Below are 25961 nucleotides of genomic sequence, written 5' to 3'. Positions count from 1 at the left end.
CTTATTCCACCTTTTTTGTAAAAGCATACACCAACGGGTCTAAAAAGTCTGGACGAACTTGTATGGTAAAAGACTTTACCTCACCTTTTTCGGCTTTAAATGGGATAAAAGTCCGACCGAATTCTGGGTCATTAAACCTTACAAGGAATCTGTCGTTGTGCCAATGTTCAAGTATGCCTACGATACCCGGATGTGCCAATAAGTGAAGCTGGATTTTGTCGGCCAAAATTTCTATTTGAATTTGGCCATAGAGTTCATTTTCATACACTCCCGACATAGATGCCAATGCGAAACTTGGTTTCTTTTCCGGATTTTTACGGTTTTCTTCGTTCCGCCAAATCCGCTCATTTTGCGCATCTTGTTGCTTTTGCTGATCCAAGAAATATTTACTCCAATCCTTTCTCGGTCGGTTAAGGTAAGCATCTACAATATAATACATCAAAGCGGTTGGTAACGAATTACCCGTATCCAAGTTGCTTAGAATTACCCAACCGAGGTTTAATTCTGGCATAAAGCCAGTTTGGGATATCATCCCATCCACACCGCCACCATGTTCGAATAAAACTTTACCATGATAATCCCGGATAAACCACCCCAATGCATACCCACCGAGATGCGTTTCGGGAAAGTCCAGATTATCGTATGGCATGTATGCAATCAGATTGTTGGGATAATGTGTTCTCCGAATCACATCTCGTTTAAAAATTTCCTTCCCGTCCACTTTTCCCAAGGAATCGGCTTGCAGCATCAGCCAACGCGCCATATCCCCTACCGACGAAGTAATTGAACCTGCAGGCCCAATGTTGTTAATATTTCGATAAGGTATTGCTGTCAGTTGGCCTTCTATATTGATTGTATGTGGCATAGCAACATTTTCAAATTCCGGCAGGGCGTCATGCCTTGTGGCGCTTCGGGACATATCCAATGGCCTGAAAATTCGCTGAACCACCCACTCGTCCCAGCTACTTCCGGCAGCGGCACCTGCCAGTTCACCCGCTGCCATGAATGGCACGTTTTGGTAGCCAAATCCAGAACGAAATCCATAAATCGGTTTAATGTGCTGATAGCGCCGGAGAATTTCGGTGCGGTCGTACCGACTTCCCCAAGCCACCAAATCTCCATGCCAAGTTCCAAGACCAATTCGATGGCACAATAAATCACGAACGGTAACTAAGGCTGTTGCATGAGGGTTGTTTAATGTGAAGTAGGGGAGGTGTTTTTGGACTGGGTCTTCAAGACTTAGCTTTCCTTCATAAGCGAGTTGAGAGACCATCAATGCAGTAAATGCCTTGGTATTGGAACCAACTGCAAAAATGGTTTCTGGATCAACTTTTTCAGGCTTTCCAATTTCCCGAACGCCAAAACCTTTGGCATAGACCAACTTTCCCCGATGAACGATGGCCAATGATAGGCCAGGAATTTTCCATTCGGCCATTGCCGCGCCCACATAGGCTTCCAAGTCGGTTAAGCCTACTGGAAGTTGCTGGGCATTTAGCTGAGTCAGACACAAGGCCCAAAGAAGAAAGAACCTTTTACGTAGGGTTAACTTCATGACAAATAGGGTTCATTTTCGACATTGTCTATTTCTTGAAGTTAAATCCTTTTCTTAACAATCTCAATTTTTCTGAAGAAAAGATTTACACCCGATTATTTTTTATGGCAAGATGGTCGGTACACCTTTCATGCTATGCAAGTAAAAACCATGTCTTAATAAAGGGTATAAAGCGCTTTAAGCATAATCATGAATGAACCAGATGCGTAATATGTTTAAGATGAAGCGTATCATGCAAGAGCTCTGCCCGAAATCTTTTTCCATCAAACGTCAGAACGTTGAGCGATGTATTGGTATGCTTGATCTGTTCCATTCTGGAAAGTCCGTAATCAGAAAGAATACTCGCCAACAATACTCGTAAAAACCGACCATGTGTTACAATGAGTACCGATTCTCCGTGATGCTGAGAAACTATATTCATAAGTGCACGTTTGGCCCGCTTTTCAACTTCAAGAGCGGATTCCCCGCCAGATATTTTGGCTTCAAAATCACCTTTTTGCCATTGCAACCGCACTTCTTCAAACGCTTTACGAAGGGCTTCATCCGGTTGTTTTCCCTCACAAATTCCCCAAGAGATTTCTTCAAGGTCTGTCATTTTTCGTGGATTCAGGTAAGGATGTGACCGAACTACGGTTTCTGCTGTTTGTACCGCTCGAAGGAGCGGACTACAATACACCGCATCCAGCCAAACATTGGATAAGCGCTCCCGAAGTGCCTCCGCCTGAAGCAGCCCATTTTCATTCAAGGGGGCATTAACTCCCCTCCCCTGCACAATGCCAGCACGGTTTAAATCCGTCTCACCATGCCGAGTCAAATAAATTGTCGTCATATACCTCAAAATCCTCAGTTCTTATCTTCTACAAGCTTACGTGCTGCTTCAACATTGATATTATGGCTTAGGGCTTCTTTATAAAGCAGGGTTTTTAACAAAAAATCGGCGATAGGCATCCCGAGTTTTTTCTCCCAACTCCGGTGTAACCAATTTTCGACCATTTTATACAATAGCTGAAAGCGTAAAAGAACATAGCCAATCAGCCCCATCAAAACACCTTCTAAAGTCCCAATTTGATTCGTAAGGCGATACCAGTTGGCCAGTGCAAACCATACTGCAATGTTTACGGCCAAGGTCAGCCAAGGCTTGCCTAATAACTGAAGTATTCGCATTTTTCCTTCGCTGATCGTTGGTGGGGCATACAATTCCCAGAGCAACCAAGTTATCAATGACAATATTAGAGACAGGGGGTAGATGGGAAGAACCAACAGCAAGAGTGGCAAGACCCAAAGTGCTATGGTGCCGCCAGTTTTATGCCAATCAGAAACCAAGGGAATGAAAAAGGTTAGCGGCTTTAGGCGTAAGACTTCTCCTACACTCTTGTCTAACTCGGCCTCGGTGACCAAAAATTGAATGCCCGATGAAGGCACAAATATGCCGCGTGGGGTATCTACATATACCGCTGTTTCTAATTTTTCTAATGCAGCCTCGCCCGCTGAAAACTGAAATTGGCTCATTGTGGTTTTACTTTATCCTTTTGGAAAGATAGATTCACGTTTTAATCGAACCTGAATGGTTGGATTTTGCATCCCGGTTGCGGTCAGTACAGGTACTAATATACGACGAATTGCTTTCACCGTGTTTTCAGAAGCCTTCCCTTCTGCTTTTATCAAACGCTCTTCACCGATTTGGCGCATCTCGTCTGGTATGCTGCGAATAGCCTTATGCTCTAAGTGCTTTCCACTATACGCTTGAAACCTTGCCCATCCCACCTTGGTTTGAACATCCATCTTATTCATCTCTGGTTCCACTGAAAAAATACCCACAGGCGGAATGTAAACAACTATATTTTCACCAGTTACCTCTATGTCCTTCGATGTAATCTGGCCAATTGGGAACCCGTAGGTCACACGTCCTGGGACCCGTACCTGAACTTCTGTTGTGCCCATTGGGATGCCCCAAAGTGTTTTATCGTCGGATATCTTTTTCGTGACTTCCATGCCAAGATAACCCGTAACCAAATAGGTGGTATCGGCCTCCACTTGTAACGTTCGCATGACCACTTCTCGGACTTGTTGGCTGCTGAGGCCAAACGTGATCCCACGCATAGACCACCCGATCACCGATCCAGAAATTAGCAGGACAATGGCTGCCACCCCTAGCAGGATATAACGACCTTTTAAAAACATATGTGGTTGGTAAGGTTAGATGTTGGGTTTAATTGCCTTCATCACGGACAATAAAGTATGACAATTTTCGGTGTATTACCCGGCTCAAACGCACATTTAGCCCTTTTGGTGTTTCGATAGACGCCGTTACGGTGCCATCGGAATAATCCGCAGCAATTCGTTCATAGGAGACATAAGCCCGAAACCCTTCTGACTCCTCTGCCTGTTTGAATTGCGAAACAGGCACCCGATATACCACTTCAACCTGAGGCGGATTAAACTGAACCCGGCTCACATTTGCGGGAAGATCTGTCACTTCTACACGCAAGCTTCGAGAGGATTCTGTAAATTGTTCTACAGGAACGATCAACATTGCATCTGAAATATTCGACTCCACCAAGCCCGATAAGGTGTCTGATAGTTGCACCATTTCATTTATGGAGGCACGTACATTCTTAAAATTTTGTTCTTTTATTGGCCAAACGGAAAGATTCCGCAAAATTCGTTCTGGGCCTACAACCGTCACATAGGTGGGTTCAAAAACAGGCTTGCGCACCGCTTCGTAGGTTGTGCTATACGATATTTTTCCCCGAAATTGAACAGGAACCCGCTTTGTTGTTTTTTTGTCCAATTCCAAGAGAGTCTGCGCAGGTGTAATCTTCACAATACTCACCCCCATCGGAAACTGCCTTGGCTGAATCAGTTTCTGAAAGTCAATCCGTCGGGCACTTCCTGTATTTTTCACATTCACACCAATGGGCGGTGGCTGCTGGGACAATTGCAAGAGTTGCCAACCCACCCCCGATACTTCTACCTGTACTTCCTTTGGAAAAGCGTTTAGCGGCATATATCCATCCGGTAATTGCTGTAAAACAACGGGAAGAGACACCTCATAAGTATAAGATTTACGCATATTAAGGGTAAACCAAAGCAACAAAGAAATACATACCGCAACGACCATCATAAACCAGCGGCTGACTTGATCGGTGTCTGGCCGATTTTGATTATACTGCGAAATCAGACGATCCCGAAATTGTTCGATGGTGGTTTTTTTTCTTCTCATACTTTCTAAGTCTTTAAAAAACAAATTTTTATTACATCATTTAACACACAGTCTTAACCGATTGATTTATTTAAAGGTAAGACCTTGGCCGTGCGTTCCAATTACCCCACTCATGAATTGAATAGGTTTTTATTGAATGCTCCAGAAAAGAGGTTAGATGTTGCATGATCGGCAAGAAAAGGGCACACCTTCTTTCGGTTTTATGGACGTACTCCATTAAAAACTGTGAATCTGTTTAACCAAAATGGCTTTGTATCTCCCAAAACAAAGTTTTTTTTCCACACTTTCCCGTTTATACTTTACTTTGGTATATTATTGTTGTAATTTATCTTTCAGTAAGGAATTTTATTCCACTGGGGCTAACTTCATTTCTTACATAGCATCCCCAAATTACTACCTTAACCCACTTTAAGTCATTCTAAACAACATTACCATGGCAGGTAACAGACAAAAAAAATGGCTAAGCCTCCAAGAGGCAGCCGACCAACTTGGCGTGCATTTTACTACTGTTCGTCGTTGGGTTGACCAAGGAGCAATTCCAACCCTATTAACTCCGGGTGGTCACCGTCGCTTTTCTCCCGAAGACTTGGAAGAATTTGCCCGTAAACACCGTCGTCATTACATTCGCGAAGGAATCGAAGACAGTTGGCAACGTCACGCCCTCAATCACACACGTGACGCCATCCATATGACACGCTCCACATGGTCCAGCCGCTTTGGCTCGGAGACCTCTATCGAGCTACGCCGTCTTGGCAAGCAGTTGATGGACGTGATGATGCAGTTTATTAGCGCCGAAGACCTCCAAGCCCATCGCCTATTAGACCAAGCAGAAGAAATTGGCCGTCATTATGGAGAAATCATGGTACGTGGCAAAATGTCCTTGCCGGATATGCTCAACTCTATCTCGTTCTTTAAGAACAGCTTGGTTGAGGCCACCGTCTCCATGCCGGAATCTCAGGCGAAGCCACAATTGAACAGCCAAATTATCCGTCGCATAAACGAGGTAATGGGTGCTGTAGAATTGGCCCTCGCTGCTGTTTATGAGAAACACCATTGAGCACGTGATTTTATTGCTTCAAGCCGCTTCTTTTTACAAAGGAGCGGCTTTTTTGTTCATTCGGGCTTATGTGTACCTGCGTGTTAATTTATGAGTATAGTAAGAGGTTACGCTTTTCCCATGAAACGCCACCAACTCGTTGCACAAAATTAATGGTGGGTACCGCTTCCATGCGCTTATCTTTATTGGACTATAGCTTTAAGTGGCTCACAGTATAGGTCTTATAAATTCACCCTGTAATTACCCAGGCCTAATAAATACAAACACATAGATTAAACATTTAACTTTACATAAAAATTATTTTTTTACGTACATCCTTGTTCATGACCAAGTCCCTAATACCTTTTCATAGTACATCACCCTTATTGGTCCTTGCCCCGCATCTACTTTACCCGCTACGTAATGGAGGCGATATTGGGGTCGCAGAACATTGGGGGCCTTTAAGCCACTACGTACCCTATGTCCTCATTTTAGGAGCAAATACGATTACAAGGTATGAAAATGGTCGGATGGTACACCAAAGCACTTTTGAGAACACCTTCCGAGACACAAAAATTGCTGGTTTAAGGACCTTATTTAGGCGTTCACATTACCTTATCGAAAAGTTTTTAACGCCCATATATCGCCAACTTGCTACCCAGTATTTGGCTGACCCAGTCTTTAAGAATATTGTTTGCAGTCATTTATGGAGTACCTCTTTACTCAATTTTACTGGAAAAGACCGCTTTGTTGTCATTCAGTCTCACAATGATGACTTTCAATGGTTCCAGCATCTTGCAAACCATGCTACGAACCTTCCTGCACGTTTCACAGCATTGGCCTCTAAAAATTGGACCACGCAATTTATGCAGAAACATGCTTCGGATTATTGGTTCTTTCACTGTACAGAAAGAGACCAATTGGGGTATGCCGCCATCAGCCCAAATCACCGCTCGTTTGTGATGCCTGTTGGTGTAGATATACAAATAGCGCACGTCAATGCACTACCCCCAACCGATAAGCTGCACCTTATTTTTACGGGTTCTTTGAGCGTTACCATGAATTTGGACGCACTTTTCACGTTTCGCGACCAATTCCTCCCAGCTCTAAAAGCTGCTTTTAAGCACAATTTAGAAATATCCATCGTCGGAAGTAACCCAACAATGGCCGTGCAACACCTTTGTGACGACCAAAAATGGAACCTTTTTGCCAATGTCTCGGATGCAGAATTGTTGTACCTATATCAAAACGCAACGTTCTCTATTCTCCCCTTTCCTTATGCAACTGGCTCCAAACTCAAGCTATTGAAATCACTGTCTTTTGGCGTACCATTTCTCTCTACCACCCACTCATCCCCCGGCGAAATGCCCAACCTTCCCTTTTGTGTCTTCTCCGATGATCCTGAAGATTGGGTAACAAACGCAAAAGAAGCTGTCCTTAGGGGTATTTCCGTTGATCAGCGTAAGGTCTTGCTTACATATGCCCAACAATTCTCTTGGGAGGCGCTCGCAAAAAAAATGTTTGAACAGCTTAAAAGCTTGCCCGAAGAGGCAACATAAAAGAGGAGTTAACCTCCTCTTCTGAATGATTTTGAAACGTTACAGCCTATAAGTAAAACAGTTAGTGTATTTTCCCTTCATTTACCACCTGCCAAAGTCCGTAACCGCCATTTAAGCTGTATGAGGCAATGCCATGATGCTGTAAAATACGATGCGCCAAATAGCCTCGCAGTCCTACCTGACAGGTCAAAACATAGGTTTTGGAAGGATCGAAGAAGGAAATATTTTCTCGGAGGGTATCCAACTCCATGTTGATGGCATCTGGAATGTGTCCATTATCAAACTCTTTCGCAGTACGAACATCAACCAAGACCACCCCGTCCTGTTTAAGGAATGTAGGCAGATCCTCCACGTTGATGGTTCTCAGTGTGCCCTCTAAAAGGTTTTGGGCTGCATATCCCGCAATATTAACCGGATCCTTCGCCGAGTTATAAGGAGGTGCATAAGCCACTTCGATATCGGCAAGGTCGTGAACAGTCAGTTTCCCTTTAATGGCCGTGGAGATCACATCAATCCGTTTGTCCACTCCTTCTTTTCCAAACGCTTGTGCCCCTAAGAGTGCTCCCTTTTCGGAAAAAATCAGTTTTAGAACGATATTGGTTGATCCGGGATAATACCCCGCATGATTGCCTCGCGTCACTGTGATGGTCTTGTATGGGATATTCCACCGTTTTAAGGTTTTTTCATTCAGCCCGGTTGCTCCTACGGTGTACTCAAAAAATTTCAAGATCGAGGTGCCCAGCGCACCCTTAAATGTAAAGCGATGGCCTTGTATCATGTTGTCTGCCACGATTCTGCCTTGACGATTTGCAGGCCACGCCAACGGTATCAGGACTTTTTGGTCGCCCACAAGATGCGAGACTTCTATGGCATCCCCAACCGCGTAAATATCCGGCTGAGAGGTTTGAAGATAGGCATTTACTTTAATGCCGCCTGTTTGCCCAATTTCAAGGCCAGCCTGACGTGCCAAAGCATTTTCTGGGCGAACTCCGATAGCAAATACAACACCCTCCGTTTCGATGGTTTCTCCGGAATTCAGCGTAACAGAAATACCATTCGCCGACTCTTCGAATGCCGTGACACCTGCATTTAATTTTACCGATAGACCGTGAGACTTTGCGACACCTTCTACCATTCGCGCAAATTCAAAATCCACTGGCGCCATCACCTGATTACTTAATTCTACTAATGTCACAGCTTTTCCCGCTTCAATTAGGTTTTCGGCCACTTCCAGTCCAATAAATCCGCCTCCCACCACTACCACATGCTTGGCTTTTCGGGCAGATTCTATAATTTTATCCATGTCATGGATGTTTCGTAATGTGAAAATTTTAGAAGACTGAATGCCTGGGATTGGCGGAACAAATGGGGCAGCGCCGGGGGATAATAGCAGTTTATCGTAGGATTCGGTATAGATCTCGTCTGTGGTAAGATTTTTAACCTGTATATTTTTGTTTTCCGGATCAATGGCCAGCACTTCCTGACGAATCCGAACATCCAATCCATACCGTTCCTTTAGGCTTTGAGGAGTCTGAAGCAATAGTTTTTCACGGTCTTTTATGACTTCCCCAATGTGATAGGGAAGGCCACAATTCGCGAAGCTCACGTAGCCACCTCTTTCAAACAAGACGATTTCATGCTCTTCTCCGAGCCGACGCATCCGAGCAGCAGCAGTCGCGCCACCTGCAACGCCACCTACAATCAATATTTTCATAATGGGTTTGTTTTGTTTTTGTTTATAGAAACAAAATACCAACTTGTAGTAACAAGTAAAGACAAACCATTTTTTTTGATGCTGTTTTCACCTCATCCGCATCGGCTCTTCAACATTTAATCATCGTCTTGATGCCAACTTAGGCGACTTCAGAAAAATCTTCCAAAATCACTTTTTCCGTTGTTTCGGCGGTTAGAAGTACACCAGGAACACCAGCACCGGGATGGGTACTTGCCCCTACAAAGTATAATCCAGCGACATCTTCACTTCGGTTATGAGGCCGAAAAACGGCTGTTTGGGTGAGTTTAGGCTCCACTCCCCAAGCAGAACCGAAGGTACTATTCCTGAATTTCTGAAAATCGTTGGGCGTAAAAAGTTCTAAGACCTCTAAATTTTGTGCCAAGCCCTCCATACCAAAGTCATACTCCAAAAAATGAAGGATTTTATCGGCAAATTCTTGTTTTTTACTCTCCCAATCAATGCCGGAAAGGTTATTCGCCACAGGAATCAGCACATATAGGCTTTCACATCCAGGAGGGGCCATATCTGGGTCTGTTCGTGTGGGTGCATGGAGGTACATGGAAAAGTCATCGGGAAGGATTTTTTTATCAAAGATGTCTTGAATTAGGGGTTTATACCGTTCCGACAAAATCAAGGTATGATGCAAAAGTTTTGGAAACTGTTTTTTGGTTCCCATATATATCAGAAAGCATGCCATCGCCACGTCTGTCTTGTCTATTTTGGAATTATGCCATTTTTTTCTCCACTTTGCATCAATCAAGTCCCTATAAGTATGCAGAATGTCGGCATTAGAGACCACAAGGTCTGCTTCCAAAGTTTCATGTGTGGTTTGTACCCCTGTGACATGGCTATTTTCTATCAAAATTTTTCGCACTTCTGCATTTGTTTTTATTTCTCCTCCCAGTTTCCGGAAGACCTTTTCTAAAGCCTGAATAACACTATACATTCCTCCTTTTGTAAACCACACACCGCCTTCTTTTTCAAGATAAGGAATCATTTGATAAACAGCAGGTGCGCGGAACGGATTTCCCCCAATAAATAGTGGATGAAATGAAAACATAAACCGATGCCGAAAGTCCTTAAAATGCGTTTTTGCCATTCCGTATGATGTCCGGTACGCTCCCAATTTTATGGCTCTAGGTGTAAAATCCAACATGGATTTTGCAGTCATAAAAGGAGAAGAACCAAGCCCTTCCAAAATGACGGCTTCGTAAAGGGCTTTACTCTTTTTCATAAACCGATCATAGCCTTCCTCTGCATCTTTTTGGTTATATCGTGCCATTTGGGTTTTCATATTAGACGCACTTCCATTATAGTCTAAGTATGTCCCGTCATGGAAATAAACGCGGTAAAAGGGATCCAAAGGGATGAGGTCTAAGTAGTTTTCCATCCGTTCGCCAGCAGCAGTAAAGACCGAACGGATAATGTCGGGCGCAGTAATAAGCGAAGGCCCCATATCAAAAACATACCCACCTTTGGTGAGTTGATAGGCATGTCCGCCTACTTTGGTGTTTTTTTCTACTATAACGGTCTCAAATCCACGGGCCTGTAAACGTATTGCCACACCCAAGCCGCCGAAGCCTGAACCGATTACAATTGCTTTTGGCATATTTTTATTCAGAAAATGGTTGATGAATTTCAACCTGAAAGCACGGCGTTAGAGCGATTGTTCCCATCCGGTTGGGGCCAGAAAGACCTAACGATTGGCCAGAAGTACTGCACGAACGGGTCCAGGATGTCCCTCGATGGTCTTTTGTGCATCTTCCGGATCCAAAAAATCGGACAGAGATTCAAAGGTCATCCAGTCTGTCCTACGTTGTTCCTGAGCCGTAGTTCGTGTTACATCCACTGTTCTTACATTCTGAAAACCAGCCGCATACATCCACTCCTCCAAAAGCGAAATTGTTGGAATAGCCCAAACATTACGCATTTTAGCATAACGATTAGATGGATATAAACATTTTTTATCATCGCCTTCCAAAACTAACGTTTCCAGCACCACCTCGCCCCCATCCCGCAAAAATCCAACTAATTCTGTAAGATGTTGCCTTGTATCGCGGCGATGATACAAAACCCCCATAGAAAACACCGTATCAAAAGCCATGCAGTTTTTGGGAATTGCCTCTACGCCAAACGGCAAGACCACATTTCGGAAGCGATCGGTAAGCGGTATCATTTTTGCGATCAATGCCCACTGCAAAACGAATAAAAGAAAGGGATCCACCCCCAAAACTTGTCTTGCCCCTGCCTTAACCATGTGCCAGCCATAAAACCCATTTCCACTCCCTATATCCAAAACCATGCGGTCATTCAGGGGCGAGAGATGCGGATAAATACGATTCCATTTCATGTCTGAACGCCACTCGGTCTCGATCCTTACACCAAAAAGTTCATATGGGCCTTTGCGCCAAGGATGGAACTGCCGGAGTTGTTGAATAAACAATGCTTCTTCTTTTAGCAATAACGGATTTTCTCCAAACAGGACGATTGGGCCATGTGCTTCCCAATGAGTGGCCACCTGCCGAACATCCTCTAAAGCAAATGCCCAACGTGGAAAATCGCCATGACGAAAAGCCTTCAATAGGCCGGGTTCCTGTCCAAAATTCCAATTTTGCAATGGAGTTTCAGATAATAATTCCGCCAAATATTGGTAGGCCGATTGCAAAAAAGAGTGGGCATTACGAGGCAACATGGGTTGGTTTATTTGATTGCCAGAAAAGCCGAAAAGTTCAGGCTCTGAAACCAAACCTCGCATGTCTTAAATCCTATTGTCTTGAATCTTTTCAGATGTGTTTCAATGGTTTCAGGAATCATTACTTGTTCAATGGCAGCCCTTTTCTGGGCAATTTCCAATTCAGAATATCCATTTGACCGCTTAAAGTGATGATGTAATTCAGTAAAAAACCTTTGTTTACTTTCGTCATCGAAAGCTATTTTTTCTGACATAATAAAAACGCCACCCGATACCATTCCTGCATGAATTTTCCGAAGCAAAGGCTCCCGATCGGCAAGCGGTACAAATTGTAAGGTAAAGTTCATGGTGACTACCGAGGCATTGTAAATGGCGGCCTCACGTATGTCTTCACAAACAAAACGAACCGGAAGTTTACCTGTTGTTGTGGAAAATTGTTCTTTGCAGGCGTCCACCATTGCTTTGGCATTGTCTACCCCTGTTAACATACAGCCCTCCACGTTTACATGTGCCTGAATGGCCCGGCAAGTTGCCCCTAAAGAGGAACCCAAATCATATAGTTGAGAATGTGGTTGCGCAAAATATCCGGCCAAAACCCCACTCATGGCCAGTACGTGCGCATATCCCGGAACAGATCGCTGGATCATATCGGGGAAAACGGCCACAACCCGTTCATCAAATACAAAGTCGGCAACGGGATCCATCGGTTGGCTAAAAAGCACATCTTGCATCATAACTCATCCTTCATTTCCTTCATTTGGGCCAGCCCATTCATCATACGTTTCCCTTCTGATAACAGCACCCGCCCTTGTAAGTTTGCCTTCAATATCTTCATATCCGCGATCAAGGTGATAAATCCGATGTACATGTGTTTCACCTTCCGCAACCAACGCCCCCATGACCAACGAAACACTGGCCCGAAGATCGGTACTCATCACTTGTGTGCCTTGCAAAGCCGTACTGCCTTGAATAACCACTTCGCTCCCTACCACGATGGCATTGGCACCCATGCGCATCAATTCCGGAATGTGCTTAAACCGATCAGTATAAACTGTATCACGAAGCTTGGAATTGCCGTCTGCCTGTGTCATCATCACCGTCCACTGTGCCTGAAGATCTGTTGGGAAGCCTGGATAAATGCCCGTTTCTACGTTGACAGGCTGGATATTTTCTGGCGTGACCACTTCCACAAAGTCACTTCCCCAACTAAATGGAGTGCCTGTTTGGGTAAATGCCGTCAGGAACGCATCACCCAAGTGTTTGGGTTCTGCACCAGTCATCCGGATGGCCCCACCGGGCGTGCCAGCCATTGCAGCTGTTAACATAAATGTACCCAGTTCTATTCGGTCAGGGCAATTCACAAAATCAGCCGCCCGAAGCACCGGAACACCTTCCACTTCTAAGGTATGCGTGCCAATACCGCCAATGTGCGCCCCCATCGCAGTAAGCAACTCGCAAAAAACAACTACATCTGGTTCACATGCGGCGTTTTCGAGGCGCGAATACCCTTTGGCGGTTACGGCTGCCAGCAAAAGATTTACCGTCGCCCCAACACTAGACGGCTCGAACCGAAAAATACCGCCCCGTAGTCTTCCACCCGGCGCATGTGCCACCACATTTCCATGTTCAAACTTAATCTCAGCCCCCAAAGCCTCCAACCCTCTCAGGTGCAAGTCCACTGGCCGAGGACCCCAAGCACATCCCCCTGGCAAGGAGACACGTGCTGTACCGCCTTTGCCCAATAGCGCACCAAGCATATAAAACGAGGCTCGCATTTTTTTCACCAATTCATAAGGTGCTTCGAACCTTGTAAGAGAAGTAGGGTCCATTTCAAGCTGATGCGTTATCGGATCGTACCGTATTTCTGTTCCAGTAAAACCAATCACCTGCGAAAAGGTACTAATATCCCGCAAAGCCGGAATGTTTGAAAGTTTCAGCGGGCCATCAGCCAAAAGGGCTGCCGACATCAAGGTAAGTGCTGTATTTTTGGAGCCGGATACAGGAATTTGTCCATGAAGTCGAGCCCCACCTTCAATAATAAGTTTTTCCATTCATTCTTTTGTTGAAAGATCATATAACATGAAGATAGGGAAAATCATTTTCGGCACTCCATCTGTGCGGTGATTTTTCCACGATAATTACAAACGCCCCTCATATGCCTGTAACCATCTGCTTGGCAAGGGCGTCCAGATCACAAAGTTCACTTTCCACCCAAAAAACGTGAGCGAAATCAACGAGAACGAACTGATGTTGGCCATTCGGGAGGGCGAACTGCACTACCTCAGCATCTTGTTCGAACGGTATCAAATACCTTTGTTTAATTTTTTCCTTCGCCTGACGAATGATCGGGCGATGAGCGAGGATTTTGTTCAGGATGTCTTTATGAGGGTTCTAAAATACCGACACACTTATCGTGGAGAAGGAACTTTTAAGGGCTGGATTTTCAACCTCGCCCGAAATATATGTATGGATCATTTTAGGAAAACCAAGCGAGAGGTCAATGGCATTGAAGAACAAACACTGGCCCAAATCCCGGATGAAAACTGGGAAGGCACGTTGGAAAACAGTCAAGCAGCGCACTTTGTCCGCTTGGCCCTTGCTCGGCTTTCCCCCGATTACCGCGAAGTTTTGGTCTTGAGCCGTTATCACGACATGAAATACGAAGAAATTGCTACGATGCTCAATTGCTCGGTGGCCGCTGTTAAAGTAAGGGTACACCGTGCAATGAAAGCCCTTAGAACCCACTACATAGCCCTAACCCACGAAAAAGGGTCTTAAAGGAGCGCGAAACCTATGAATGCTTTGCAAGAACATGAATGGCCCGATCGTTGGCGCCATGAGCAGATGCCTCCCGATCAGTATTCCCCCGATGACGCAAAACGGCTAAGGGAGTATCACTTTTTGTGGTCAACCTTGCGTGAATGGCCCGATGAGCAGCCTTCTCCACAAGTTTCTCTACGATTTTACCGCCTTTTGCAGGAAGAAACCCAAGCGCAACGGCTTTGGGAGCACCCCCAAAGACCTCTGTGGTCTCGCATCAAGCAGCAAATAACGCATATTTTCAGTCCCAGAATGGCATGGCAATTGGGCTTTGGGGTTGTATGTATTTGTACGGGGCTGTTGATTGGGCGTGTAGCGTTCTCCCCTGCCAATACCAAAGGAGATTTTGAGCAACTTAGACGCGATGTGTATGCCCTACAAGATCAAATGGCCGCCTCTATGTTGCAACAAGCCTCTGCCTCAGACCGCTTGGCTGGTATAGATCGGATACGTACCATTAATATCCCCGAACCAACTGCAACTTCGGTACTGCTTCGTTTGTTAAACAATGACCCAAACGTTAACGTTCGCCTCTCTGCAGCCGATGCTTTAATGTATTATGTACAAGGAAACCCTGCTTTAATTAAGCAAGTAGAAGAAAGTTTTAGCAAACAGCCTTCACCCATTGTGCAGAGTGTACTTATCGAAATGTTGGCTCAATCAAAAGAAAAATCCTCGGTCCGTATGCTGGAAGAAGTGCAAGACCAAACCAGTGAACCCATCCTTCGGGAGCAAATTAGTCAACGCCTTCAAACGCTTAAAGCGCCACAACAACCGTAATCGCACCCATGAATCAGTTGATGTTTTTGAAACTTCTCTATCAACCACGCGGGCTAAGACGTTATGTTTTCGTCCACTTGGTGTTTGTCTGCGGGGTCATCATCCTTTTTCAACATGCAGCCATTGCCCAAACATTTCGGCGGGAAGTCACGTTTAGCAATGCGAATAAACCTGGAACGATCCGCATGGAATTGTGGTACGGCGATGTGACCATAACAGGAACCCAGGGAAGAAAGGTGATCGTGGTGTACAAAGTAGAAGAAAAACCATTGGCTTCCGCCGGAAATGGGGTTTCCCGAACGGCACGCAGTACCGACTTAGAGTTCTCGGAAGCGGCCAATGTGTTACGCATCATCCGGCCAGCCCACCGACGCGATTTCAGCGACCCCATGTCGGTAGATGTACAGATGCCCTCGAACACCAAGCTCATCCTTTCCTCTTTGGGAGGGCCAATCACCATACAGAAAATCCAGGGGGAAGTAGAAGTGACCAATAAAAACGGCAAAGTTTCATTGTTCGACATGGCCAATTCGGTGTTGGTAAATACCCAAAATGGGGACATTGTTGCTTCCTTTAACCGCGTACTTGCCAGCAAAAGTATCAGCCTTGTTTCCATGAATGGCGATGTGGATGTTAGGATGCCTCCTGGATTACAAGCCACGGTTAACCTTCAGACGTACAAGGGTGAAATCAATTCCGATTTTAAAATCATCCGGAACAACCAACCCACAGGCTGGGGCCAGCGGGTTATAAAAGGTACCATTGGTAGTGGAAGTACTCCGGTCAAACTTTCATCTATTAATGGCGATATCTGGCTACGTAGAAAATAACCCCCTTAATTTATGCAGACATTTTTTTGGACTGCTTGTAAATCGGTCATAAATTTCCTATTTTAGCGAGCTACATATACGAATTGATTTTTTCTTCGCGTTTTATACGCCCAAAATCTGAAAAAATGTACACCTTACTGATTGTTTTTATTGCACTTACGGCCCTATTTATTATTGCAGTGGTCTTGCTGCAAAGTGGGAAAGGGGATGGACTTGCTGGCGTAGCTGCAGCTGGATACACCACCCAATTACTCGGTTCGCGTCAAGCGCCGGATGTTTTGGAAAAAGCAACTTGGGTAGGTGCAGGAATTTTCATCTTATGCTGCATATTGGCTCCCTTGGCAGTCAATAAAACCGATACCCAGCGTGTCCTTCAGGCGCCGACAACCACCACAGCCCCAGCCTCGCGCCCAACGACCACGCCGCCTGCAACAACCCCTCCGGCCAGCACGCCAAAACCCGCTACGAGCAACTAAGTTTACGCATTTGCTTGAGCAGGCCGTTCCTTTGGGACGGCTTTTTTTATAACCTATCGTCCATCATGAACCACGAAATTTCAAACGCTCTGCGCCAACTAGAGGCAGAGCACCATATTCGTATTCTCTATGCCGTGGAATCCGGAAGCAGGGCTTGGGGATTTGCCTCACCTGATAGCGATTGGGATGTGCGGTTTTTATACATTCATCGCACCAAAAAATATTTATGCATAGACCCCTTCAAAGACAGTATCGAAAAAATGTTGTCCAATGGGTTAGACCTTGCTGGTTGGGAACTTAAAAAAACCTTACGACTGTTCCGCAAGTCAAATCCTCCTTTGTTGGAATGGTTATCAAGCCCACTGATTTATGAGGAAAATGGATCGTTAGCCTCCAAGCTACGTCTATTGTCAAAGCATTTTTTCAGTCCCAAATCTACACTACGGCACTATTTTCATATGGCAGAAGGCAATTTTCGTTCATATTTGCAAAAGCCATTTGTCGCACAAAAACGGTATTTTTATGTTTTGCGTCCCCTTTTGGCCTGTGACTGGATTGTTTCTAAGCAAGATATGCCTCCAATAGAATTCGAGGTATTGCTGAACGAACAAGTAAAAAACCCTCAACTTTTGGAGCGTGTAGCCCATCTTCTTCACCTAAAGCGTGCGGGTGCGGAGATGGCCTTACAGCCTGCGGATGAATACATGTTGGATTTTATTCGAGATAAAATTTCGTTTTATACCAAATATTTACAACAAGTTAAAGACACTTCAATGCCCGATACCCAAGCATTAGATCGTTTGTTCACAGACATTTTAACCGAGTCTTTTGGGAACACCATTGCAGATATGGCATAAAGCAAACGCCCGACTTCTAAGTGGAAGAAGGGCGTTTTTTGCGAATCGTGCATATCAGAGGTTGGCCACCATAGCCTTGCCAAATTCGGAGCACTTCAGCAGTTTGGCATCTTCCATCAAGCGGTGGAAGTCATACGTAACGGTTTTTTGCCCGATTGTTTTGGAAAGAGAAGCCAAAATCGCATCTGCGGCCTCGTTCCAACCCATATAACGGAACATCATTTCGCCCGAAAGGATCACAGATCCGGGGTTTACCTTATCCTGATCAGCATATTTTGGCGCTGTTCCGTGGGTTGCTTCAAAAATAGCATGTCCGGTGACATAGTTGATATTAGCACCCGGTGCAATCCCAATACCGCCTACCTGCGCTGCCAAGGCATCCGAGAGATAATCTCCATTCAGGTTCAGCGTTGCAATAACATCATATTCCGATGGACGGAGCAAGATTTGTTGTAAGAATGCATCCGCAATGGCATCTTTTATAATGAGGCCATTGGGGAGAACCTGCCAAGGCCCACCATCTAAGTCCACTGCGCCAAATTCTTCTTTTGCAATCTGATAACCCCAATCACGGAACCCACCTTCGGTATATTTCATGATATTGCCTTTATGTACCAACGTCACCGATTTACGGTTGTTGCTAATGGCATATTCGATGGCGGCACGAACCAAGCGATACGTCCCTTCTTGGGAGACAGGCTTAATCCCTATTCCACTGGTTTCAGGGAAACGGATTTTTTTTACGCCCATTTCATCTTGGAGAAAGGTGATCACTTTTTTTACTTCCGGTGTCCCAGCCTGATATTCAATACCAGCATAGATGTCTTCTGAATTTTCACGGAAAATAATCATGTCCACCAATTCCGGTTGTTTGACCGGAGAAGGAACGCCAGTGAAATATTGTACCGGACGCACACAGGCATAGAGGTCCAACTCTTGTCTTAGAGCCACATTCAACGAACGAATTCCCCCACCTACAGGAGTGGTCAGTGGTCCTTTGATAGCCACCAAGTATTCCCGAATGGCCGTTAGGGTGTCTTCAGGCATCCAACTATTAAACTGATTAAAGGCTTTTTCACCTGCATATACCTCGAACCAGTTAAGTTTACGCGAACCGCCATACACTTTTTCGACCGTTTTATCAAAAACATACTGAGATGCGCGCCAAATATCGCGTCCGGTTCCATCTCCTTCGATAAATGGGATAATAGGATCGTTCGGGACTTGGAGCACACCATTCGAGATGGAGATTTTGCTGCCATTGGCGGGCGGTGTAAGGTCTTTAAACATATTTTGAAGAAATAATAAGTTAATGAAAAAAGGCTTTTTAGCAAGGTAAGACAGAAAACCTTTGCTTCGTGCTAACTTTCTTTCAAAATTTTGTCCATACCGTTCCTCTTTACAATTCGGTGATTCGTCCTTTTTTACCTAAACTTATTTAATGCTATCCAATACCCGCCTTAGATTTAACAGGCACAACTCGGTGCCACCCTTTTTCAATTACCCTTCGCTTGATCATGAGCATTTTGGCCATTGGCACAGTTGCCTTCGACGCAATAGAAACCCCTTTCGGTAAAGTGGATCGTATTTTGGGTGGTAGTGCCACCTACATTACCTTGGCTGCCCGGTATTTCACGAATGAACTTCGGCTTTCGGCAGTAGTAGGAAGCGACTTCCCGCAATCGGATATAGACCTGTTTCATCAAAATGGGATCAACACCGATGGTCTGATCATAGACCCGACCGGGAAAACATTTTTTTGGTCAGGCAAATATCATATGGACTTGAACAATCGGGATACCCTTCAAACAGACTTGAACGTTCTGGCCACTTTTGACCCTAAACTGCCCGAATCCTATTTAAACAGTGAAATTGTATGTTTGGGTAACTTAGACCCAAGTATTCAATTGAATGTTTTGAACCAACTTCATCAACCAGAACTGGTGGTTTTAGACACCATGAACTATTGGATTGAGCGGACGCCAGACAAATTACGCGCCGTATTAGAACGGGCAGATGTATTAATTATCAATGATGCAGAAGCCCGACAATTGGCAAATGTACCAAATCTAATCAAGGCTGCACGCATCATCCGCGCCATGGGACCGAAGTACTTGGTTATCAAAAAAGGTGAACATGGCGCTTTGCTCTTTGGTGAAGAAGCCATTTTCTCGGCACCAGCCCTCCCCATCGAAGACGTGGTAGATCCAACAGGTGCCGGTGACTCGTTTGCAGGTGGTTTTGTAGGCTATTTGGCCTCTGTGCGAAGCTATGACTTCGAGTCCTTAAAACTGGCCGTTATTTATGGCTCTACGATGGCCTCTTTCAATGTAGAAGCATTTGGCCCAGACCGCCTTTTGCACCTAACCCGAAGCGAGATTCTTCATCGGGCAGACCGGTTCCGAATGTTAGGGGCGATTCCAGAAGAGGTGTACGAAGCCATCTAACACTTTTTGAACAAGTAAGCCCGGTATCTATTTTTGTTAGACACCGGGCTTCCCTTTTCCTAAACACTAAGCATTATTTCTATACACTAAGCATTATTTCCCAAAACGAAATCTATTGTGAGTCCGCTCGAAGTAGAGCGATTGCGCTTGTACGATCCAGTTTTCCTGAAAGATGCGGTCATCTAATTTCAGGACTGCTGCCACACGGCGTACATCCAGACTGGTCCATTCCGCAATTTGGCGGAAGGAAGTAATACCAATGCGGTTCAATTGCAAGGCCATTTCAGGCGTAATTCCCTGGATCAGGGTAAGGTTATCTCCATTCAACTGCAATAGTTCAGGTGATACGCTGAGGGTTGAAAGAGATAAAAAAGGTGGTGGAGGCATGGTTTCAGGAGGCATATCCGGCTCCATTTTTAAAGAATCTATTTGTGAAGGTAGCGATTTCATATATTCAGACCTCTCTTCTGTTGGATTCTCTGTTTCACAACACTCATTTTCAATATGTGTTTCAGATAACCCAGTAGATGGCTTTTTATTCGAGATCATCTGGTTAATTTGGTCTTGGTATGCGGCAAATTGCAGGGAGACGGCCGCTCTTGAAATATAGAACCGATCCCATCTCCGCTTTTTGATCCACCAAAAAACCAAGGTACTCATCAGAAGACCAAGCAAAAAAGCGAAGAGCGGCAAACTGTATGGCGGAATTTCGTTGTGATCAAACATGCAGAAGCCTATATTTCGACAAATTGCTTTATTTATTCCGTGTAATAGATGCAACAAACGACCAAAAGTAAAAACATCCCCCTTACAGGGTTCCTACTTCTGATATCTCTGGCCTTTTCTGCTTGTAAAAAGCCCGAAAACACTCCTGTCAACGGAGCCATCCTTCCAGCCAACTTTGTAGGAGACAAGGCTTGTGAAAGTTGTCACGAGGACTTATATGCCTCGTACAAACGAACGGGTATGGGGCAGTCGGTTTCTGTGTTTGTGCCCAGAACCGCTCCTGAGAAGTTTGGTGGCCCGCCCATTTATGACCCAAAGAACAACCTCTACTATGAAGCATTCGTCCGAAATGACTCGTTATATCAGCGGGAATACCAAAAAGATGCTGCTGGAAAAGTCATCCATGAACGTATTCACCGCGCCGACTATGTGGTGGGTTCAGGAAATGCCACCCGTTCCTATATGATGAATGTGAACGGATATGTGACCGAAATGCCTCTGACGTGGTATGTTAAAAGAGCAAAATGGGACATGAGTCCGGGTTATACCCAGCGAAATGAACGGTTTGAGCGGCCCATCAATTTGGAATGTATGACCTGTCATAACAACTTTTCCCCCGGAACCACGTTCACCCAGAACCACTTTTCGGAGGTGGCTTTGGGTATAGGGTGCGAGCGTTGTCATGGCCCTGGAAGTAAACACGTAGAAGACCGACTGGCAGGTTTTGAACCGCCCAAAGGCAAGCCCGATCCCACAATTATAAATGGCCCCGAACTGAGTAGAGCAGCACAACTTTCGGTGTGTCAGCAATGCCATGTGGATGGAACCATGGTTTTCAAGGGGCAACATACCCCCATGACGTTTCGGGCCGGAATGCCCCTCTCCACGCACCGCAGCATTTTTGTGGCCGAAGAACAGGTGAAAGACCCTGAAACATTTGGTATCGCCTCTCATGGCGCCCGCTTGGCACAAAGCGCATGTTACGCCAAAAGCACCATGACATGTACCACTTGCCACGATCCACACACCCCTGTACGTGAACTGGAAACCGACTACTTTAATCAGAAGTGTATCTCGTGCCACCAGCAAGATGTGGTGTGTGAACGGCCAGAAGGAAAAAACGACCCCAAAATGACCATGACGGGCAACTGTATTTCATGTCACATGCAGAAGTCCGGAACTTCGGATATTCCGCACGTTACCTTTACCGACCACTGGATACGTAAAACCCTCCCTAAAGACAAGAAAAACCTCTCCGTTGCCGAGATGGAACAAAGCAAACAACGCACGACCCCTTTTACCCTAATCAAAATTGAAAACAATGATCCCCAATCCCTAAAACTAACCAATGGGCAAGCCAAGCTGGAAGCAGCGATTGCATATTTTAAATACTACGACCTAAAGCACCGATTAAAAGATTATTTACCCATCGTCATTCGTTATGCTACCGAGGGGTTCGCGGAGGGTGCAAATATTCAGGAGGCCCGCCTTACATTGGGTCGTGCCTATCTCGAACAAGGCAACCTGAGTAATGCCATTATTACCTTAGAAAAAGGTATTCGGGAAGAACCAGAAAATGCGTTCATGGCCTATTGGCTTGGAGTTGCACGGGAAAAGAAAAACGATTCATCAGGCGCATTGGCCGCCTATAAATCTGCGGCAACCCTTCAGCCCTTATTCATCGAAGCCCAGCGCAAGTATGCCAACGCCCTTGCCCTTTCGGGAAATGTGGATAGAGCCATTGCTGTCATCGAGAAGGCCCTTCAAAAAAATCCAATCCATTTTGCCGACTTATGGAATAACCTCGGCTTCTTGCACATGCAAAAACAAAATTATCCGTCGGCTGTACAAGCACTAACCAAGGCCGTCCAGTTAGACCCTAATCATACAAAGGCATTGGTAAACCTCGGCGGGGCACTCATTCTGACCAAGCAGCCCGATACCGCTCTTGGGTATTTAGAACGAGCCTCCCGCGTGGACAGCCAAAACTCCAGTATTTACGGCAATATTGGCTATATCTATTTGCAAAAAGGCAATAAAGCGAAAGCCAAAGAAATGTTCCAAAAGGTTTTGCGCCTGAATCCTAATGATCAACAAGCACAGTTGTATCTAAGGCAACTTTAACTCCTTTAGGCTTTACTTGTATAGACAGTAAGGTTTTGCCCCATTAATAAAAATACTGGCAAAAATAACCCAAACCCCGACTCAACGAGCCGGGGTTTGGGTTAAGTTGGATTATTTTACCGGATACCATGTTTGCGTCCGGAAGAACGGCCCAATATAGCCGCGTACTTTCAGGTTTTGACCCTCTACCCAAACACGGGCTTTGTAGATTTTACCATTTTTGGGATCCAGAATATATCCATCTCCCCATTCCTTTCCGGTTTTTTTAAGTCCCCAAAGAATTTGCATTCCTTCAATCGGCTTGTTTTTTTTGTCGCCGGAGCAGGCATCACAAATTCGTTTGGCTTTAGGGTCGGTTAATTTTTCGACCACCCCATAAATCACACCATCTTTTTCGTAGAGCTTAACCACAGATTTTTCTTTGCCTTGCTCTTCATCGTCAATAGTACGCCATTTTCCAACAGGACTTTGGGCCAATACGCCTTGCGCCAAAAAAGTGAGCAATAACAGGGGAAGTAAATGCAATATTTTTTTCATGATGATTATTTGGTTTAAAATGAAGGCATTTATAAGGTACAAAGAAAAATGAACCCAATCAAATGCCAGACACAGGACCTGTGGATAATTGGCTGGGCATCTGTATAGAAGCCCTTGAAATTCGGTTGATGGTTTCGGTTTTACCCAAAAAGGCCATAATTTCAAACAGGCTGGGACCTCCTCCTGCTCCCGTTAAAGCCAAGCGCACGGGTAGCATCACCGCACCTAAACCTACTTGCCTTGATTCGGCAAACTGATGTAAGACCTCGTCGAGGTGTTCAGCGGTAAAATTGGTCTCTCGTTCCAAAACTTCGGAAAAAGTGGTTAATAATTCCGGGGTATGCATCTTCCATGCCTTTTTGAGGGGCTTGTCTTCATAACGCGAGGGCGGAGCAAACAAAAAAGGCGCTTGCTCGATGGCTTCGGAAGCGAAATGAATTCGTTCTTGCATCATTTTGGCAATGGCTTCCAATGCGGATAAATCCAAATTTCGACCTGCGGCGTAGGGCTGAAGCCGTTCCGCGAGTTCAGAAGGAGAGCGCATTCTGAGGTACTGTGCATTAAACCAGCGAAGTTTGTCCATACTAAATTGAACGCCCGATTGCCCTACGCGGTCTAAAGAAAAAATGGCAGAAAGTGCTGAAAGGGAGAAAACTTCCTGATCATTTCCAGGACTCCAACCCAAGAGCGCCAAAAAATTTAGTAAAGCATCTGGTTCATATCCCGCCTCGATGTATTCCTTCACCGACACCGGAATTCCGGCTTCCTCGGCTTTCCGCTTTGAAAGTTTTCCCCCACTGGGGCTAAGGATCAGCGGTAAATGGGCAAACGCTGGTGCTTCCCACCCAAAAAACTGATACAATAACACATGCTTGGGTGTCGAGGGCAACCATTCTTCTCCACGCACGACGTGGGTGATGCCCATCAAGTGGTCATCTACAACGTTGGCCAAGTGGTAAGTAGGCAGGCCATCAGATTTCATCAGCACCTGATCATCCAATTGATCGGTTCCAATTTCAACTTCACCCCGTATTTGGTCTTTAAACCGCACAACCGTTTGCGCAGGCAAAGCCATCCGGATGACATACGGTTCTCCCACCTGAAGGGCAGCCTCCACCGCTTCTTTGGACATGGAAAAACTATTCCGCATATGCCGACGCGTGACAACGTCATATTTTGGCAGTGGATTTTCAGCCGTTTTTAGCCGTTCACGCATATGCTCCAAATCAACCGACGAATCAAAGGCATAATACGCATGGCCTTTATCCAAAAGACGCTGCACATATTCACGATAGACCTCGCTACGCTGCGATTGATAATAAGGACCATGGCCTGCCTCCTTGCCCGGCCCTTCATCAAAATCCAATCCAGCCCATGCTAAAGAACGGAGAATATCAGCCTCTGCCTCAGGGACAAACCTCGCTTGGTCGGTGTCTTCGATGCGAAGAATAAATTGCCCATTGTGGCGTTTTGCCAATAGATAATTATAGAGGGCCGTCCGCAGACCGCCAATGTGCAAAAACCCCGTTGGACTGGGGGCAAATCGGACACGCATGTTATAAGTCTTTTTTAGTCAAGTCGCTAAATTCAGCAATATGTTTACAACCAAAAAGCATATTATTCACCATTTTTTATGTCATTGGGCATAGACCCTATTCTTCAAGTGGAAACCAGTCCGATAAAGTTTTCAGGATGTTTCTTGCAAGTACACTTCTTCATAGGGCTGTACCACCACAAAACCTTCTCCGGAGAACACCATCTGAACGCTCTCTCCGCTGCCCCGCCCCAGAAACGTGCCAACGGTAAAATCCGTCCGAACTTCCGGCTGGAGGTTTGCTGCCCAAGCCACCGTCGCATTTGGATCCGTAATAACAGGCATTCCTGGTGATACGCGCAAGGTCAAAGGTTCGTAATGCGTGGTAATTGCAATATAACCCGTTCCTTCAAGGCGGATATTAAATAAGCCGCCAGCCAGCATACCTGCTACTTTTTTGAGCATGGTGATGTTGTACCGAATATCCGGATCGAAGGCCAGAACATCGTTTCCATTCACACAAATTGCTTCATTTTCCAAATAAATCACCGAAATCTTCTTCCCCCTGTCTGCTAAAAACAATTCCCCTTGCCCTTCGGCTTTAGTCAATGAAGCTCCTTCCCCGGTTAATGCTTTTTTAACGAACATACCCAAACCCCGCTCCAACATGCCCTCACGCTTGAAACCAATCTTTCCCCGATAGGCCGTCATAGAACCTGCTTTGATCCAAGCCATCCCCTTAAGATCTACTTTAAGCATATAAGGACTTTCTAATTGAAAAGCTTCCGGTAAATCGGCATCCTGACTGCTATGGTCTAAGAAATTTTTTAAAGAATAGACACTCATGGTTACAATGATTGGTAGCGATGCTGTTTTTAAAGCATCAAAAATTATTTGGTGAATGATACAATTTTGGAACTTGCAAAAACAAAAATGTTTGATGAAACCCTTTTTATTAACTACGCATGATCATCTTTTTTTGACTGACTTCCAAAGAAAATAATCCTGAGGCAAGGAACTGCCAAAAGTACAA

Annotated in this window: 24 protein-coding genes; 9 read left to right on the top strand and 15 right to left on the bottom strand. The window is 45.2% G+C overall.

Features of this window, described 5'->3' with window-relative positions; genetic code table 11:
* Window position 1 precedes the first annotated feature (1 nt).
* The 5 genes from JNN12_04295 to JNN12_04275 form a co-directional block, all read right to left on the bottom strand.
* Window positions 2-1552: a serine hydrolase gene (locus JNN12_04295; GenBank protein MBL7977538.1), complete on the bottom strand. Its 1551-nt coding sequence runs from the start codon at window positions 1550-1552 to the stop codon at window positions 2-4.
* 187 nt (window positions 1553-1739) lie between these two features.
* Window positions 1740-2381, bottom strand: coding sequence for a histidine phosphatase family protein (locus tag JNN12_04290; GenBank protein MBL7977537.1), 642 nt, complete (start codon window positions 2379-2381; stop codon window positions 1740-1742).
* A gap of 14 nt (window positions 2382-2395) precedes the next feature.
* Window positions 2396-3061 (bottom strand): hypothetical protein, encoded by a 666-nt coding sequence (locus tag JNN12_04285; GenBank protein ID MBL7977536.1) that lies wholly within the window; start codon window positions 3059-3061, stop codon window positions 2396-2398.
* 12 nt (window positions 3062-3073) lie between these two features.
* Complete coding sequence (locus JNN12_04280) at window positions 3074-3733, bottom strand: DUF4230 domain-containing protein (protein MBL7977535.1); 660 nt, start codon at window positions 3731-3733, stop codon at window positions 3074-3076.
* A gap of 28 nt (window positions 3734-3761) precedes the next feature.
* Window positions 3762-4775 carry a hypothetical protein gene (locus JNN12_04275; GenBank protein MBL7977534.1) on the bottom strand — a complete coding sequence of 338 codons (1014 nt, stop codon included), beginning with the start codon at window positions 4773-4775 and terminating at the stop codon, window positions 3762-3764.
* 433 nt (window positions 4776-5208) lie between these two features.
* Between JNN12_04275 and JNN12_04270 the strand changes: the two genes are divergently transcribed.
* Together JNN12_04270 and JNN12_04265 are read left to right on the top strand one after the other, a co-directional pair.
* Complete coding sequence (locus tag JNN12_04270; protein MBL7977533.1) at window positions 5209-5832, top strand: helix-turn-helix domain-containing protein; 624 nt, start codon at window positions 5209-5211, stop codon at window positions 5830-5832.
* 323 nt (window positions 5833-6155) lie between these two features.
* A complete protein-coding gene (locus JNN12_04265; GenBank protein ID MBL7977532.1) occupies window positions 6156-7370 on the top strand; it encodes a glycosyltransferase in 1215 nt (404 codons plus the stop codon).
* A 61-nt stretch (window positions 7371-7431) separates the two neighbouring features.
* Here JNN12_04265 and JNN12_04260 read toward each other — a convergent pair whose 3' ends face one another.
* From JNN12_04260 to murA, 5 genes are all read right to left on the bottom strand, one after another.
* Entirely contained in the window at window positions 7432-9084 is a 1653-nt protein-coding gene (locus JNN12_04260; protein MBL7977531.1) for a CoA-disulfide reductase, read from the bottom strand.
* Window positions 9085-9223: 139 nt separating this feature from the next.
* Window positions 9224-10714, bottom strand: a complete 1491-nt coding sequence (crtI, locus tag JNN12_04255; protein MBL7977530.1) for a phytoene desaturase — start codon at window positions 10712-10714, stop codon at window positions 9224-9226.
* 87 nt (window positions 10715-10801) lie between these two features.
* Window positions 10802-11797 carry a tRNA 5-methoxyuridine(34)/uridine 5-oxyacetic acid(34) synthase CmoB gene (cmoB, locus tag JNN12_04250; protein MBL7977529.1) on the bottom strand — a complete coding sequence of 332 codons (996 nt, stop codon included), beginning with the start codon at window positions 11795-11797 and terminating at the stop codon, window positions 10802-10804.
* 8 nt (window positions 11798-11805) lie between these two features.
* Entirely contained in the window at window positions 11806-12531 is a 726-nt protein-coding gene (cmoA, locus tag JNN12_04245; protein MBL7977528.1) for a carboxy-S-adenosyl-L-methionine synthase CmoA, read from the bottom strand.
* Between the two features lie 3 nt (window positions 12532-12534).
* On the bottom strand, window positions 12535-13848 hold the full coding sequence (gene murA / locus JNN12_04240) for a UDP-N-acetylglucosamine 1-carboxyvinyltransferase (protein ID MBL7977527.1): 1314 nt from the start codon (window positions 13846-13848) through the stop codon (window positions 12535-12537).
* A gap of 169 nt (window positions 13849-14017) precedes the next feature.
* Here murA and JNN12_04235 point away from each other — a divergent pair, with 169 nt between their 5' ends.
* The 5 genes from JNN12_04235 (at window position 14018) to JNN12_04215 (ending at window position 17560) form a co-directional block, all read left to right on the top strand.
* Window positions 14018-14575, top strand: coding sequence for an RNA polymerase sigma factor (locus JNN12_04235; GenBank protein ID MBL7977526.1), 558 nt, complete (start codon window positions 14018-14020; stop codon window positions 14573-14575).
* A gap of 15 nt (window positions 14576-14590) precedes the next feature.
* Window positions 14591-15397 carry a HEAT repeat domain-containing protein gene (locus tag JNN12_04230; protein ID MBL7977525.1) on the top strand — a complete coding sequence of 269 codons (807 nt, stop codon included), beginning with the start codon at window positions 14591-14593 and terminating at the stop codon, window positions 15395-15397.
* Window positions 15398-15405: 8 nt separating this feature from the next.
* Window positions 15406-16227 carry a DUF4097 family beta strand repeat protein gene (locus JNN12_04225; protein ID MBL7977524.1) on the top strand — a complete coding sequence of 274 codons (822 nt, stop codon included), beginning with the start codon at window positions 15406-15408 and terminating at the stop codon, window positions 16225-16227.
* Window positions 16228-16352: 125 nt separating this feature from the next.
* Entirely contained in the window at window positions 16353-16703 is a 351-nt protein-coding gene (secG, locus tag JNN12_04220) for a preprotein translocase subunit SecG (GenBank protein ID MBL7977523.1), read from the top strand.
* 65 nt (window positions 16704-16768) lie between these two features.
* Window positions 16769-17560, top strand: coding sequence for a nucleotidyltransferase domain-containing protein (locus JNN12_04215; GenBank protein ID MBL7977522.1), 792 nt, complete (start codon window positions 16769-16771; stop codon window positions 17558-17560).
* Window positions 17561-17614: 54 nt separating this feature from the next.
* Here the strand turns inward: JNN12_04215 and icd are convergent, their stop codons facing one another.
* Window positions 17615-18850, bottom strand: a complete 1236-nt coding sequence (icd, locus tag JNN12_04210) for an NADP-dependent isocitrate dehydrogenase (GenBank protein MBL7977521.1) — start codon at window positions 18848-18850, stop codon at window positions 17615-17617.
* 227 nt (window positions 18851-19077) lie between these two features.
* On the opposite strand from icd, the gene JNN12_04205 reads away from it, so the two are divergent.
* A complete protein-coding gene (locus JNN12_04205) occupies window positions 19078-20007 on the top strand; it encodes a sugar kinase (protein MBL7977520.1) in 930 nt (309 codons plus the stop codon).
* Window positions 20008-20100: 93 nt separating this feature from the next.
* Here the strand turns inward: JNN12_04205 and JNN12_04200 are convergent, their stop codons facing one another.
* Entirely contained in the window at window positions 20101-20733 is a 633-nt protein-coding gene (locus JNN12_04200) for a hypothetical protein (protein ID MBL7977519.1), read from the bottom strand.
* A gap of 48 nt (window positions 20734-20781) precedes the next feature.
* On the opposite strand from JNN12_04200, the gene JNN12_04195 reads away from it, so the two are divergent.
* Window positions 20782-22857 (top strand): tetratricopeptide repeat protein, encoded by a 2076-nt coding sequence (locus JNN12_04195; protein MBL7977518.1) that lies wholly within the window; start codon window positions 20782-20784, stop codon window positions 22855-22857.
* Between the two features lie 111 nt (window positions 22858-22968).
* Here the strand turns inward: JNN12_04195 and JNN12_04190 are convergent, their stop codons facing one another.
* The 3 genes from JNN12_04190 to JNN12_04180 all read right to left on the bottom strand — a co-directional run bounded on the left by JNN12_04190 (window position 22969) and on the right by JNN12_04180 (window position 25774).
* The gene (locus JNN12_04190; GenBank protein ID MBL7977517.1) at window positions 22969-23394 is read right to left on the bottom strand and encodes a DUF2147 domain-containing protein; all 426 of its coding nucleotides are present in this window, start codon (window positions 23392-23394) and stop codon (window positions 22969-22971) included.
* A gap of 58 nt (window positions 23395-23452) precedes the next feature.
* The gene (locus JNN12_04185; GenBank protein ID MBL7977516.1) at window positions 23453-24949 is read right to left on the bottom strand and encodes a glutamate--tRNA ligase; all 1497 of its coding nucleotides are present in this window, start codon (window positions 24947-24949) and stop codon (window positions 23453-23455) included.
* Window positions 24950-25081: 132 nt separating this feature from the next.
* Window positions 25082-25774, bottom strand: a complete 693-nt coding sequence (locus tag JNN12_04180; GenBank protein MBL7977515.1) for an AIM24 family protein — start codon at window positions 25772-25774, stop codon at window positions 25082-25084.
* Between the last annotated feature and the right edge of the window lie 187 nt (window positions 25775-25961).

The sequence above is a fragment of the Bacteroidetes Order II. bacterium genome (genome assembly GCA_016788705.1).
Classification (GTDB): domain Bacteria; phylum Bacteroidota; class Rhodothermia; order Rhodothermales; family UBA2364; genus UBA2364.
Note: the sequence above shows the minus strand (reverse complement) of the source record. Positions and strands in the feature narration are given on the sequence as shown.